11 protein-coding genes are annotated in these 14950 nt (G+C 35.5%); 5 read left to right on the top strand and 6 right to left on the bottom strand.

The window, feature by feature from the left end; translation table 11 throughout:
- Positions 1 to 97: 97 nt before the first annotated feature.
- The 4 genes from tnpA to B2145_RS17165 all read left to right on the top strand — a co-directional run bounded on the left by tnpA (position 98) and on the right by B2145_RS17165 (position 5008).
- Complete coding sequence (gene tnpA, locus B2145_RS17180; RefSeq protein WP_291105089.1) at positions 98 to 559, top strand: IS200/IS605 family transposase; 462 nt, start codon at positions 98 to 100, stop codon at positions 557 to 559.
- 89 nt (positions 560 to 648) lie between these two features.
- Positions 649 to 1482: an HAD family hydrolase gene (locus B2145_RS17175; protein WP_291105086.1), complete on the top strand. Its 834-nt coding sequence runs from the start codon at positions 649 to 651 to the stop codon at positions 1480 to 1482.
- 71 nt (positions 1483 to 1553) lie between these two features.
- Positions 1554 to 3902 carry a S9 family peptidase gene (locus B2145_RS17170; RefSeq protein WP_291105083.1) on the top strand — a complete coding sequence of 783 codons (2349 nt, stop codon included), beginning with the start codon at positions 1554 to 1556 and terminating at the stop codon, positions 3900 to 3902.
- A 152-nt stretch (positions 3903 to 4054) separates the two neighbouring features.
- A complete protein-coding gene (locus B2145_RS17165; protein WP_291105081.1) occupies positions 4055 to 5008 on the top strand; it encodes a phosphoribosylaminoimidazolesuccinocarboxamide synthase in 954 nt (317 codons plus the stop codon).
- 78 nt (positions 5009 to 5086) lie between these two features.
- On the opposite strand, the gene B2145_RS17160 is transcribed toward B2145_RS17165, so the two are convergent.
- The 6 genes from B2145_RS17160 to B2145_RS17135 form a co-directional block, all read right to left on the bottom strand.
- On the bottom strand, positions 5087 to 8185 hold the full coding sequence (locus B2145_RS17160; protein WP_291105079.1) for an efflux RND transporter permease subunit: 3099 nt from the start codon (positions 8183 to 8185) through the stop codon (positions 5087 to 5089).
- Between the two features lie 3 nt (positions 8186 to 8188).
- Positions 8189 to 9274 carry an efflux RND transporter periplasmic adaptor subunit gene (locus B2145_RS17155; RefSeq protein WP_291105076.1) on the bottom strand — a complete coding sequence of 362 codons (1086 nt, stop codon included), beginning with the start codon at positions 9272 to 9274 and terminating at the stop codon, positions 8189 to 8191.
- Positions 9275 to 9287: 13 nt separating this feature from the next.
- A complete protein-coding gene (locus tag B2145_RS17150) occupies positions 9288 to 10535 on the bottom strand; it encodes a TolC family protein (protein ID WP_291105074.1) in 1248 nt (415 codons plus the stop codon).
- Between the two features lie 74 nt (positions 10536 to 10609).
- Positions 10610 to 11974: a sensor histidine kinase gene (locus B2145_RS17145; protein WP_291105072.1), complete on the bottom strand. Its 1365-nt coding sequence runs from the start codon at positions 11972 to 11974 to the stop codon at positions 10610 to 10612.
- Positions 11971 to 12651 carry a response regulator transcription factor gene (locus B2145_RS17140; protein WP_291105070.1) on the bottom strand — a complete coding sequence of 227 codons (681 nt, stop codon included), beginning with the start codon at positions 12649 to 12651 and terminating at the stop codon, positions 11971 to 11973. The genes B2145_RS17145 and B2145_RS17140 overlap by 4 nt, the downstream gene beginning before the upstream one ends.
- A 115-nt stretch (positions 12652 to 12766) precedes the next feature.
- Positions 12767 to 13861: a M42 family metallopeptidase gene (locus B2145_RS17135; protein ID WP_291105068.1), complete on the bottom strand. Its 1095-nt coding sequence runs from the start codon at positions 13859 to 13861 to the stop codon at positions 12767 to 12769.
- An 85-nt stretch (positions 13862 to 13946) separates the two neighbouring features.
- On the opposite strand from B2145_RS17135, the gene B2145_RS17130 reads away from it, so the two are divergent.
- Positions 13947 to 14624, top strand: a complete 678-nt coding sequence (locus B2145_RS17130) for a DUF4294 domain-containing protein (RefSeq protein ID WP_291105066.1) — start codon at positions 13947 to 13949, stop codon at positions 14622 to 14624.
- Positions 14625 to 14950 lie beyond the last annotated feature (326 nt).

Here is a 14950-nt window from a genome sequence, read left to right as displayed (position 1 = left end):
TCTATAAACATGAAATCCCTCCGGGATTTTTAAATCAATAATTGTTTTTCTATAAACATAAAATCCCTTTGGGATTTTTGAATCAAATCAAATTACAATGGCCGATACTTATTCCCAATTATACATTCAAGTTGTTTTTTCGGTTCAAAATCGGAAAGCATTGATTCACGAATCTTGGGAAGAGGAATTGTATAAATATATAACGGGAATTATTCAAAACAAGGGACAGAAATTGATTGCCATAAACGGAATGCCCGACCATATTCATATTTTTATTGGAATGAAACCAAATTGCTGCCTTTCGGATTTGGTTAGGGAAATTAAAAAATCCAGTAATTTTTTTATCAATGAAAAGCAATTGACAAAGATTCCATTTTATTGGCAAGAAGGATTTGGTGCGTTTTCATACGGTTTCAGCCAAATTGACAATGTGGTAAATTACATTAGAAATCAAAAAAATCATCATCAGAAGAAATCGTTCAAAGAAGAATATATTGAATTTCTGGAAAAATTCGAAGTAGAATACAAGGACGAATATTTGTTTGAATGGTTGGATTGATTTTTTCGGAGCAATGGTTTGGTGTTTTTTCTTTGTTTATCTCTTCGATATAAAGTAAATTTGCCTTTCTTAAAATTGGAATTTAAAAAATGGTTAAAAAAGAAAAAATTAAAGTTGTAATAAGCGATTTAGACGGCACTTTACTCAATACAAAACATCAAATTTCCGAATACACCAAAACCGTTTTTCAACAACTTCATAAAGAAAATTATTTAATAATTGTCGCCACGGGTCGTCATCATCTTGATGCTTTGCCTATTGTTGAAAGTTTGGGTTGTCCGGTTTATTTGGTGACATCGAATGGAGCGCGGATTCATTCGCCTACAAAAGAATTGCTATATTCTTTCGACATAAAAAACGATGCCATAAAATCGGTTTTAGATTTAGATATTGATCCAGAGTTTACGACGGTATTATTCAAAGAGGAAGTTTGGCAAACGAATAAGGAAAATAAAAAGTTGAATAGTTTTCAAACTGTTATAAACTATCCGCCCGAAATAGTCGATTTTAAATTTGTTGAAGATTTGAGTGCCATAAAATTGTTTTTCACACACGATAGTCATCAAAAATTGGTGGAATTAAGGGACAGAATTCTGGTAGACCATTCGGATGATTTTAGTCACGCCTTTAGTCTTCCGTTTTGTCTTGAATTTATGGATAAATCCGTGGATAAAAGTGTAGCAATTTTGAAAATTTTGGAAAAAGAGAATTTTACTTTCGAGGAAACCCTATCTTTTGGAGACGGATTCAATGACGAAAAAATGCTTATTGCCACTGGGAAAGCCTTGATTATGGAAAATGCCGTCGAAAGCTTGAAAAGTAAACTTTCCCATTTAGAGGTGATTTCTACCAATGACAATGATGGTGTGGCAAAATACCTGTCCCAAAAAATATTGAAGACTGCTGTTCCGGTGGTTGATTAATCCTAAAATAGGAACATTTTTTTTTATTACTTTCCAAAGTGTATTTTTGTTGAAACATAATCTTAAATAAAATGAATAAATTTTTTTTCGCACTTGTTTGTTTTGCCTTTGCAATAACGAGCCAAAGCCAGAATTTGAAGTTGGAGGACATTATGAAAGGAGATGCTTTTATTGGTGCTCAACCCGAAAACGCGCGTTGGTCTTTGGATGGTAAAAAAATATATTTTGAATGGAATCCAAATAATGAACTGGGTTCAAGTACTTATTTTTGGGAAAAAGGTCTGGCAAAACCACAACTTGCTCCGGTAAATGAAGGAGCATTTTCTAAATTGGATTTTAAAAGAAATGCAACATCTGATTTGGTTTATTATTTAGACGAAGGAGTTTTATTTTCTTACGCCATAAAAAACAAAACGACAAAAAAACTCTATCAACAAAGTAATTCTGTTTCAAATTTGCAGTTGGGTTTTGAAGATGGAATATTATTTTTTGAACAAAATGAAAACCTATTTAAGTACAATACTAAAGAAGGAACTATTCTGCAAATAACGAATTTCAAGCAAGGAAAAGATCAGGACGCAGAATCTAATAAAGAGTCCTTTTTAAAAAACCAGCAAAAAGAATTATTCCAATTCATAAGGGATCAGGATGCGAAGAAGAAATGGAATGAGGCAAAATCTAAAAGCGTGAAATCAGATTTTCCAAAAGCATATTATTATGATAAAGATGTTTTTGGGAGTCTAAAAGCAAGCCCGAAAGGTGATTTTGCAACCTTTAGACTGACAGAAAAAAAGGAGGATAAAAAGGAAAAAATGGAAGTTTTCATTACTGCGGATGGTTATAATCAAATACCAAACACAAGAGAAAAAGTTTCTGAAAACAACCTGGTAGCAACAAAATTTGGGATAAATAACATTGCAAAAGATACTGTTTACTTTATGAATTTTTCGTCATTGAGTCATATTCAGGATACGCCTAAATATTTTGAATTGTATGAAAAACTAAAAAACAGGGAGAAAGCAGATAAACTGATTGTTGTCCAAGAGCCTATTTATAATCAGGATGGTTCGTTTGCAGTAGCCGAAATTCGAAGTCAAGACAATAAAGACCGTTGGTTGGTAAACCTGAATTTGGAAAAAGGGACATTCGAGGAAATTGAGCATCAACACGACGAGGCTTGGATTGGCGGGTCCGGAATTTCTTCCTATTCTTTTGATTCGGGAACACTTGGTTTTCTTTGGGATAACGAAACCATTTATTTCCAATCGGAAGAGTCGGGATATTCTCATTTATACACCTATAATCTAAAGTCAAAAAAGAAAACACAGCTTACAAAAGGGAATTGGGAAGTTCGAGACGTGAATTTGTCAAAAGACAAGAAGACATTTTATTTAACTACAAACACAACACATCCGGGTAACAGAAATTTCTATACGTTAAATGTTTCTGATGCTGTTTTACAACCAATTCTGATAAATGATGGAGCACACGAGGCCAGTTTGTCTCCAGATGAAAGCACACTATTGGTGCGTTATTCCTATAAAAATAAACCTTGGGAATTGTATATTGCCGATAATAAAAAGAACACAACACTTCGTCAAATCACTTTTTCTACTACCGAAAATTTTAAAGCATATCCGTGGCGTGCGCCCGAAGTGATTACTTTCAAAGCGCAAGATGGCACTATGGTTTACGCAAGATTGTATCAACCGCAAACGACCTATGCTAATAAGGCGGCAATACTCTTTGTTCACGGCGCCGGCTATTTGCAAGATGCACATAATTATTGGAGTAATTACCATAGGGAATATATGTTCAATAATTTATTGGCAGATTTGGGGTATACCATTTTAGATATAGATTATAGAGCCAGTGATGGTTATGGGCGTGATTTTAGAACCGGAATTTATCGTTTTATGGGTGGAAAAGATTTATCGGATCAAATAGATGGCAAAAAATATTTGGTTGATAATTATGGAATAGATGCTAATAGGGTAGGTATTTACGGAGGCTCTTATGGTGGTTTCATTACCTTGATGGCGATGCTTACCGCTCCAAAAGAATTTGCATCAGGTGCTGCTTTGCGTTCGGTGACAGATTGGGCACACTACAATCATGGTTATACGGGAAATATTCTTAATTTCCCGGAAACGGATCCCGATGCCTACAAAAAAAGCTCTCCAATCTATTTTGCCGAAAATTTAGAAGGCAATTTACTAATGCTCCACGGAATGGTCGATAACAATGTAGAATACAAAGATATTGTCCGTTTGTCCCAACGATTTGTAGAGTTGGGTAAAAAGAATTGGAGTCTTTCTTCCTTTCCCGTAGAGAGCCACGGTTTTGTGCAAACCTATTCGTGGATTGATGAATATAGCCGAATCTTGAATTTGTTTAACACCACGCTTCTTAAGAAGTAAATAAATTATAAGTTTTAAAACATAAATAGCTGTTCATTTTTTTCTTTGGATATCTTTCGAACAATTTTGTGTATCTCTGCAAAACAACCTATTTTTGTACACACGAGGTCGATGGACCTAACTGACGAAGTAAACAACAATTAACTACGACAATGAACACAATAACAACAACCAACTTCAATTTTCCCAATCAAAAATCGGTTTATCGCGGAAAAGTAAGAGAAGTTTACAATATCAACGATGAACTTTTGGTTATGGTAGCCACCGACAGGCTTTCGGCTTTTGATGTGGTTTTGCCAAAAGGGATTCCGTACAAAGGGCAAATCCTGAACCAAATTGCCACCAAATTTATGGAATTGACTCAAGATATTGTTCCAAATTGGTTAATTGCAACACCAGATCCTAATGTAGCCGTTGGTCATTTATGTGAACCTTTCAAGGTCGAAATGGTGATTCGTGGATATGTATCAGGTCACGCCGCTCGCGAATATGCAGCAGGAAAAAGAGAAATTTGTGGAGTTACTATGGCTGAAGGATTGAAAGAAAATGATAAATTCCCGGAACCGATTATTACGCCAACTACAAAAGCGGATAATGGTTCACACGATGAAGATATTTCACGTGAGGAGATTTTGTCGAAAGGAATTGTTGCCGAAGAAGATTATTTAGTTTTAGAAAAATACACCAGAGCATTGTTTCAAAGAGGAACCGAAATCGCCGCCAGTCGCGGATTGATTTTGGTGGATACCAAATATGAATTTGGCAAAACCAAGGAAGGGAAAATTGTTCTTATTGACGAAATCCACACCCCGGATTCTTCCCGTTATTTCTATTCCGAAGGCTACCAAGAAAGACAAGATAGAGGAGAGGAGCAAAAACAATTGTCGAAAGAGTTTGTGCGCCGCTGGTTAATCGAAAATGGTTTTCAAGGTCAGGAAGGGCAACAAATTCCTGAAATGACCGATGAATATATCGAAACAGTTTCGGAAAGATACATTGAATTATATGAAAATATTCTGGGAGAAAAATTTGTAAAAGCGGATGTTACCAATATTTACGAGCGAATTGAGAAAAACGTTTTGGCTTATTTGGAGAGTAGAGGATAGATATTTGACCAAAAGTCATTAAAAAAACCGCAATTCTAAATTTAGAATTGCGGTTTTTTTTGTTCCAATTTTTAAATATTATTCTATCGGTGCGTGTTTTTTCCTATTGAAAACCCAGAAAATAATTGGGAATACTAATAAGGTCAAAATCGTTGCCGTAATCAAACCACCGATGATAACGATTGCCAGAGGTTTTTGGGATTCAGAACCAATTCCTGTAGAAATGGCAGCTGGCATTAATCCAATTGACGCCATCAAAGCTGTCATAATAACGGCTCGTGTTCTGGCTTTTACTCCCATGAAAATAGATTCCTGTAAACTAAACTTGGCTTTCAGATTATTGTGAAATTCAGTAATTAATATTACTCCATTTTGGATGCAAATTCCAAGTAAGGCGATGAATCCAACTCCTGCGGAGATTCCGAAATTCATTCTCGTTAAGTGAAGCGCAATAATTCCTCCAATGATTGCAAAAGGAACATTGGTCAAAACCAAAAGCGAATCTTTGATGTTTCCGAATAAAATAAACAGTAAAACAAATATCCCTATTAAACTTATTGGTACCACTTGTCCTAACCTTGCACTGGCCCGCACTTGGTTTTCAAATTCGCCTGTCCAACCTACCGTATAACCGTTCGGTAATTTTAGTTTGGCGACTCTGGATTGCGCATCGGCAATGGTACTTCCCAAATCTCGATCTCTTACCGAAAATTTTACCCCGATAAATCGTTTGGTATTGTCCCTGAAAATAAATGCGGGTCCCGTAATTTTTTTGACTTCTGATATTTCTTTCAATGGAATTTTTGCTCCGCTGATTGTTGGTACTTTCAATTCACCAATGTCTTTTTCATCTTTACGATATTCTTTGGCATATCGCACCCTGACATCAAATTTTTTCTCACCTTCGTATTTTTCGGTGGCGGTTTTTCCGCCAAATGCGAGTTCCAAAACGGCTTGGGCATCTTTCAAAGTCACGCCATAAGCTGCCATTTTTTCTCTATCAAGAACGACACTGATTTCGGGTTGTCCAACGTTTCGTAAAATTCCGACATCTTTTATGCCTGGAACATTTTGAATTTTGTTGAGAACGGTATTCGCTAATACGTCAAGTTTATCTAAATCAGGACCATAAATTTTAACGGCATTTGCTGCGTTTATTCCGGCAACGGCTTCTTCAACATTGTCGATTATGGGTTGAGAATAGTTGTAAATAATTCCCTGGTGTTTTTTAAGCTTTTTGTCCATTTGATCCACCAATTCATCTTGGGTAATTTTGCGTTTCCATTCTCCTTTTGGTTTCAAATTCACCTGCATCTGCACATAATAAAAACCACTTGGATCGGTTCCATCGTTACTTCGTCCCATCTGCGAAAGTACTCCGGTTACCTCAGGAAAAGATTGTAACTCTTTTCTCAATTCAGTGGTTGTTTTTACGGTTTGGGTCAAACTGGTACTCATTGGCAATTTTGCTTCCACCCAAAGAGCTCCTTCATTTAATTGTGGCAAGAATTCTGTTCCCAAGAAAGTGGCCGAGAAAAACACGACAACCAATAAAATCATTGAGGCAGATAAAGCTTTTACTTTATGTTTAAAAGTCCAGGCAAATCCTTTACTGACAATTCTGTCCCAGAAATTCACAAACGGATTGTGTTTTTCTTTTACATTTTTATTCAAAAGAATGTGCGATAAAACTGGCACTAAAGTAAGCGTGAAAATCAAGGCACCAACCAATGCAAATCCCAGTGTGTAAGCTAAAGGAGAGAACATTTTCCCTTCCACTTTTTGGAATGAAAAGATAGGAAGCAAAGCGGTAATGATGATCAATTTTGAAAAGAAAATAGCTTTGCCCATTTCCGTTCCTGTTTTTTTGATCAGACTTCCTTTGGCCAGTTTGTTGAATTTATCCATTCCAACGGCGTTTGCTTTATGGTCGAGAACCACAAATAACCCCTCGACCATGACGACCGCGCCATCTATGATAATACCAAAATCGACAGCTCCCAAACTCAATAAATTCGCACTCATTCCCATCAATTTCAAGCATAGAAAGGCAAAAAGCAAGGCTAATGGAATCACGATTGAAACGGTAAAGGTGGTACGCCAATCGGCCATAAAAAGGAAAACGATACAGGTAACCAGAATAATACCTTCCAGTAAATTGTGCATTACGGTTTCTGTAGTGAAATTCATCAAATTATCACGGTCATAAAACGTTTCCATTTTCACGTCTTTCGGTAATATGCCATTGTTTAATTCGTCTACTTTTGCTTTTACCAATGCCAAAACCTCTTTTGCATTTTCCCCTTTTCGCATAACAACAATTCCTTCGACCACATCGTCATTGCCATTTAATCCTGCTTGGCCAACTCTGGGCATGGAACTTTCATAGACATTTGCCAAGTTTTTGACCAATATCGGATTTCCGTTGGCGTCATCAACAATTATGTTTTCGATGTCTGAGATAGATTTTAATAAACCAACGCCACGAACAACATACGCTTGCCCATTTTTTTCGATAACGTCTCCGCCAACATTTAGATTACTTCCATTCACGGCATCAAAAACCTGCAATGGTGTAATATTATATTTGGCTAATTTTACCGGATCAACCCCAACTTCGTATGTTTTTTCCTGTCCGCCAAAAGCCACTAAATCGGCAACTCCAGGAATGGCTCTCAATTGTCTGTCAATTACCCAGCTTTGTAAGGTCAATAAATCTCTACTGTCACGATTTTTGCTTTTTAAGACATATCTAAAAATCTCTCCGGTAGGGCCATAAGGCGGCTGCACATCTGGCACAACTCCATCCGGTAACGAAACATTTTTCAATAAATTATTAACTTGTTGGCGTGCAAAAGCGTCATCGACACCATCGTCAAAAATGATTTTGATAACCGATAAACCAAACATAGTGATACTGCGAACGCTAGTTTTTTTCTGAACCGAATTCATCGAAATTTCGATAGGTGAGGTCACAAAACGTTCAATTTCCTCAGCACTTCGTCCGTTCCATTGGTTTACAATGATAATTTGTGTGTTGGTCACATCAGGAAATGCCTCAATGGGCATATTTTTGAAAGATATAAATCCTGCAACTGCCAATATTCCTACCCAAAAGAAGGTAAATGCTTTATTCTTTAATGAAAAAGCAATAATATTTTTAATGAATTTGTTCATGGTTTAATCGTTTAAAGCATCATAAATAAACAATTGATTTGTGGTAATTACCTTTTCGTTTTCTTTCAAACCACTTGAAACATAAGTAATATCTCCTACTTGTCTATACACTTCCACCGGTCTGGTTTCGATATTGTTTCTGTCTTTGAAAATCATGACGAAGTTTTTACTTTTATCAAAAATGATGGCAGAACTTGGTACGGAAAGCATTGATTCGTTTTCATTAAATGACAATTTGATGCTCGCATTCATATCTGGTTTCAAGAGAAAATCCGTGTTTTGAAGTTTTACCCTGGCATTCATGGCTTTGGTCTGGGGATCGATAACATTAAAAATTTTGTCCACTTTTCCTTTGAATACTTTATCGGGGTAGCTCAAAGTGGTTATTGCTGCATCTTCCCCTAATTTTACTTTGCTGATGTCACTTTCATTGACATTTGCAATAGCCCAAACTTCGTTGATTTCGGCAATATCAAAAATATTCTCCGAACGGTCGCTTCTTAAAAGCATATCCTGATTAATGCTTTTTTGGATAATGAATCCACTTATCGGTGCCGTTACATCATAAATGGAACCCGCCTTGATATTATATATTTTGAAGGTTTCCTGAATACGGTTCAATTGAGATTGCGCTTTTTCGAATTCCCCTTTTGCCTCGAGAACATCCCTTTCGGCATTTAGTTTTCCTTCGAATAATTCTTGGGCCACCTTCAGATTGTTTTTGGCAACAATCAAATTGCTTTTGGCATCAACCATTTGTTTTTCAAAATCAGCAATATCGGTACTTTTGATTACGGCAAGCACTTGCCCTTTTTTTACATAATCACCCAATTCAACGTTTACTTTAACAACGTTCCCACCTACAAGTGGATATACATCGATGCGTTTGTTGTTATCGGCAGTGATTTTTCCGTAAAAATTCAATTCATTTTTCAAAATTTGTGTCGTGGTCAAAGCTGTCGTTGTTGTCTTTAACATATTGTCACTCAAAACAAAAGTTGCTTCGGTATCTTGATTTTCTTCTGCCTTTTTACAACTTGCAAATGAAAGTGCAATAAATGCGATTCCTATGATTGCTTTATATTTCATAATTTTTTTTAATTTAAAATAAATCTTTGTTAATAGTATTGTTTAATTCTTCGCCTGAAATCACCACTTTTTTCTTTAATTCGTTCATTTGTGTCGCAGCCTGATTGTAGCTTTCCATAAAATCCGTGAATTCCAGTAGGCTGATATTTCTTTTTTGGAAATTTTCCAAAACTCCATTGTAAACGATTTCAAAATCGGAAACGTTTTGCGGCTTTAATTCGTAGTAGTTTTTTGCTGCTTCCATCCATTTAGAATAAGACGCAGAAATTTCGGTCTGTAATTGCAATGTGGCATTTTGTTTCTCGGCTTTGGATTGATCCAAAATGGCTTTTGAAACTTTTATATTTCCCTTGTTTTTGTTCCAAAGGGGTAACGGAATCCCAATTAGGGCGTCTACCTGATTATTGAAGGCTCCGCTGCGTTGGTCAAAACCTGCGCCAAATGTGATGTCAGGAATAGAAAGTGATTTTTGAAGCTTTACATTCCATTCATTGGCTTCAATGTTTTTTTGGTTTTGCAAATAGTCGGGCCTGTTTGCCATGGCCAATTCTTCCAATGTTTTTTCGTCAAATGCACTGTTTTTAGAATATTTATTAATGTCATTGTCGTTCATTTGAGGGACGATATTTTCATTCTCGCCAAGCAATAATTTCAAGTTTGCCTGTTCTTCGATGGAGCTGTTTATGATTTCGTTTCTGTCATTTTTTAAATTCAGGAATAAGGATTGCAAACGAACTAATTCCTTCAAGGCTATATTCCCTTTTTGGGCTTGAATGGTGTAGGAATTGACAAGTTCTTGGATATGATAAATTTGTTTGTCAATATTTTCAAGGTTTTTGGAATTAAAATAGACGACGAAGAAGCTTTTTCTTAATTGTAATTTTAATGACCGAAGCAGATCATTGAATTGCAATTCGGCAATTTGTTCATTGGTTTTGGCCAGTTGGATTTCATTGTGTTTTTTTCCGCCCATATAAATAATTTGCTGGATAGAAAAGGCTTTTTGACCATTCACGCCAATATCAAAATATTTATTATTTCCGGGATTATACGCATTAAGGTCGGCGCTGAAACTGGGATTGTCCCAAATTCGTGCTTGAATCGTCAGCGCTTTTGACGCATCAATATTGTAATGTGCGGCTAACAATACCAAATTATTTTTCAGAAACTGGCTTTCACAATCTTGAAGTGTAATTGTTTTTTGGGCGACAACAATCTGATTTGCAAATAAGAGCAGTAGGAATCCTAATATTTTTTTCATTGTATCATTTTATTTAGATACAAAGGTGCCGTCAATAGGCTTTAATATGCCTTAATGTGATACTTAAAAACTGCTTAAAAATGAAATATTAGTTGGAATAAGTTAGTGTTTTCGCTAGGAATACTATAAACTATTTTTGCGTTATGAAGTGTAAGTATACGTTGTACAATGCGTAATCCGAGTCCAAATCCAGCAGTTCCTTTTGAGTTTTCACCTCGCATAAAAGGTTCAAAAAGGGTTTTTTGCTCTTTTTCACTAAGTGTGATTCCCGTGTTAGAAACGGATATAATCAGGTTTTGATTTTCGTCGCAACTAATTTTGACTTTTGCTTGCTTGTTATCCGAATAAACGCATGCATTTTTGAGAATATTACTAATTGCAATTTCCAATAAAGTTTTATTTCCCTGTATTTCCAACAAAGAATCCAGATTTTCATTTTCTTCGATTTCAAAGTGAATAAGAAAGTCGGGAAAGGTTTTGTTCAGTTTTTCAATGGATGAAAACAGGATTTCATCCAATCGATGCGATTCCTTCTGGTCATATTTTTTGTTGTCCAGTTCTGATAAAATCAATAGGGAATGGATCAGTTCTGTTAACTGGTTGACATCAGAAAGTATGGTGTTAAGGAAATTTTTGGTTTTATTGTCGGTTTCTTTTTTGGCAACATAATTCTCGATTTGAGATGTGATTCGAGATAATGGAGTCCTAAGTTCGTGCGAGGCATGAGCCGTGAATTCTTTTTGTTTTTGATACGAAATTTCAATTCGATCCATCATGAAATTGAATTCATTGGCAATCAAATCAATTTCATTTTTATTGCTTTTTACTTCAACTCGGGTATCTAAATTATTTTCGTTTATATTTTTTATTTTTTGATGAAACGAACCTAAAGGACTCATTGCTTTTTTGACTGTATATGAAGTCACGATCCAACATATAGTTGTAAAAAAGAGATAGGAAAGGATGAGAATAAACCTCAGATAAAGTAATTTGCTGTTGCCATAATTATCTGGTGCGGAAATCAGTATGTAGAAATTTTTATTGTTTATTTCATAAAAAATGCCAAAAACCTCGTAATCGCCTTGTTTTTTGAAGAAAGACTTTTGTTTTTTTAAGTCTTTTAAATCTTCAATCGACCAATTTATTTTTGCATCGTCAATACTGCTATAAATGAGTTTATAATTAGAATCAAAAATTAATGTTTTTTCATCGAGCAATTGATTGATTGAATTTTGGTCAATCATTTTTAATAATTGGCGATCCGCTTCCTTAACATTTGCCAGTAATTTAACGCTTGAAAGCGCCTTGATTTCTAACCTGTCTCGGAATTCTTCTTTTCTGAAATTGGAATATAGGACAAAGATAAATGTGGAAGCCAAGCCAAATAAGACCGTAAAAAGCAAACTTACCAGTAGCGAGATTCGATTTTTTAATGTCATTCGGTATCTTTTAAATAATAACCATAACCAATTTTAGTGTGTATCAATTTTACAGGATGTTCTTTATCTATTTTTTTTCGTAAAAAATTGATATAAACCTCAATTGTATTTTGATTGGTTTCTATATGATAGTCCCAAAGTTTTTCTGCAATGAATTGTTTTGAAACCACACCTCCATTGGCATTTGCCAAAATCAAAATGAGTTTAAATTCTTTTGGGGTCAATTTGATTTCTTCTCCTGATCGAAAAACTTTCATTTCATTTTCCAGAATTTCTAAATCCTGAATGATAATTCTTTCTGGTATTTGCTGCGGAATTTCTTTTCTGCGCAAAAGCGATGTTACTCTGGCAAATAATTCTTCAAAATGAAATGGTTTTATAAGATAATCATCGGCACCATTTTCGAAAGAAGTTAGTTTGTCCTCAATTTCACTAAAGGCGGTTAACATAATGATTGGTGTCTTTTTGTCAAATTCTCTAATGACTTTGCATACTTCAATTCCGTTTTTGCCAGGAACGTTAATGTCAAGAATGATTAAATCATAATCATTGGGTTTGTATTTTTTGAGAAGTAACGAGCCATCATAATAAGGTATACATTCAAAGGATTTTGAAGTAAAAAAAGCCACAATTTCCCTTGATAAAGTAAAATCATCTTCAAGCAATAGTATTTTCATGGAAATAGATTTTTGAATTGTGGCTTTTTTTAGTCTGACAGGTTTTGAAAACCTGTTGTTGAAAGGAACGAAGCAACCTATCGGTCAGATTGCTTCGTTTCTTGTAATGATCTAATTATTTAAAATAGGAATAAGTTTCGTTGTTTTCCATTTTTAATAAAGTTTCATAAATCAATTTTATTACGTTTTCGACATCGTCACGATGCACCATTTCGACCGTCGTGTGCATGTATCGCAAAGGCAAAGAAATCAATGCCGAAGCCACGCCGCCATTGCTGTAAGCAAATGCATCGGTATCGGTACCGGTAACACGGGAAGAAGCTAATCGCTGAAATGGAATTTTTTTGTCTTCGGCAGTCGTTAAGATGAGTTCTCTCAAATTATTCTGGACTGCTGGCGCATACGTAATAACCGGGCCTTTTCCGATTTTTATTTCCCCCTCAATTTTCTTTTCAATCATTGGAGTGGTAGAATCATGGCATACATCGGTTATAATTGCCACATTGGGTTTGATGGTTTTGGTAATCATTTCGGCTCCGCGAAGTCCAACTTCTTCTTGAACTGAATTGGTAATGTATAATCCAAAAGGTAGTTTTATATTGTTTTCATGAAGTAAACGAGCTACTTCGGCAATCATGAAACCTCCCATACGGTTATCAATGGCACGACAAACAAATTTGTTTTCGTTCAAAACCATAAATTCATCCGGATAGGTAATTACGCAACCTACATGAACGCCCAATGCATCTACTTCTTCTTTTTTGGCACAACCGATGTCAATAAATAAATTATCAACTTTAGCAGCTTCTTCTTTATCTTTACTGCGATTTCGGGTGTGAATGGCTGGCCAACCAAAAACTCCTTTTACAATTCCTTTTTTGGTGTGAATATTTACCCGTTTTGAAGGGGCAATTTGGTGATCGGAACCGCCATTTCTGATCACGTAAATTAATCCGTCATCCGTAATGTAATTCACATACCAAGAAATTTCATCGGCATGACCTTCAATGACCACTTTATAGGCGGCGTCTGGATTGATGATTCCCACAGCAGATCCATAAGTATCCGTAATAAAAGTATCTACATAAGGTTTTACATATTCCATCCAAAGTTTTTGGCCACTACTTTCATAGCCTGTTGGCGAGGCGTTGTTAAGATAGTTTTCTAAAAACGTTAGTGACGACTTTTTTAATATCGATTTTGAACTCATAAAATTATTTTTTTGCTAAATTATAAATTTGGTATTACAGTTGCACATATAATGTATAATTTTGTGTCATAAAATTTTTTACCAGATGAAGATTATTGAATTTTTCTTGTTTTTCTTTTTCGTATCAATTTCAGTCAATGCACAGGTAATCCAAAAGGATACAACCCGAGCGGGATATGTCTTAACTGAGAAAGACTCAATATTTGGCGACACCATACAATTAGAAGAAATAACGATTTACAAAGAAAAACTCGATCCTGAAGCTCAAAAACAGTTCCTACTCCTACGAAACCGAGTTTATGCAACTTACCCTTATGCGAAATTAGCTTCTGAACGATTGACTACACTAAATAAAGGAATGGCAAGTCTCACGACTAATAAAGACAAAAAGAAATATTTCAAGATAGTCGAGGATTACCTTTCCAATGAATTTGAAGCCAAACTCAAAAAACTCTCCCGGAAACAAGGGCAAATATTGGTGAAGTTAATTCATCGCCAAACAGGCACTACAACCTATGAACTGGTAAAAAACCTGAAAAGTGGTTGGAAAGCCTTTTGGTCTAACACAACAGCCAAAATGTTTGACATCAACTTGAAAACACAATACGTACCCTATGAAGTCAACGAAGATTATTTAATAGAAACCATATTAGTAAGGGCATTTGATTCAGGACGGTTAATAGATCAACCCCCAGCAACTCCCATAGATTATAATAATCTCAACGATTTTTGGGTAGCAAAAGCCATAAAAATAAACAAGTAAATTCTTTTGGACGTTCCCGTTTATAAAACAAGAGGCTGTATCCCGCGGGATACAGCCTCTTGTTTTATAAACGGTCGGGCTATTCACTGCAAGTCCTCTCAAAATTCCATTTCATTCCATTTTGCTGCGGGCTTTCCGCTGCTATCCCTAACGCAGTAGTCGATTTCCTTTCCCACCTTCTATATTAAGATAGAATATTCTACAATTATGAACTGTAAAGAATCTCCATTTCGTCACTCTTTCCTTCGGAGATGGTCGGGGAGAGGAAAAACTTTCATCTACAAAACGCAGGATTACAGCGACTTAAAAAATAGTTTAAAAAAACT

Source organism: Flavobacterium sp. UBA5153 (assembly GCA_002413745.1).
Classification (GTDB): Bacteria; Bacteroidota; Bacteroidia; order Flavobacteriales; family Flavobacteriaceae; genus Flavobacterium.
This window is presented reverse-complemented; position numbering and strand designations above follow the sequence as displayed.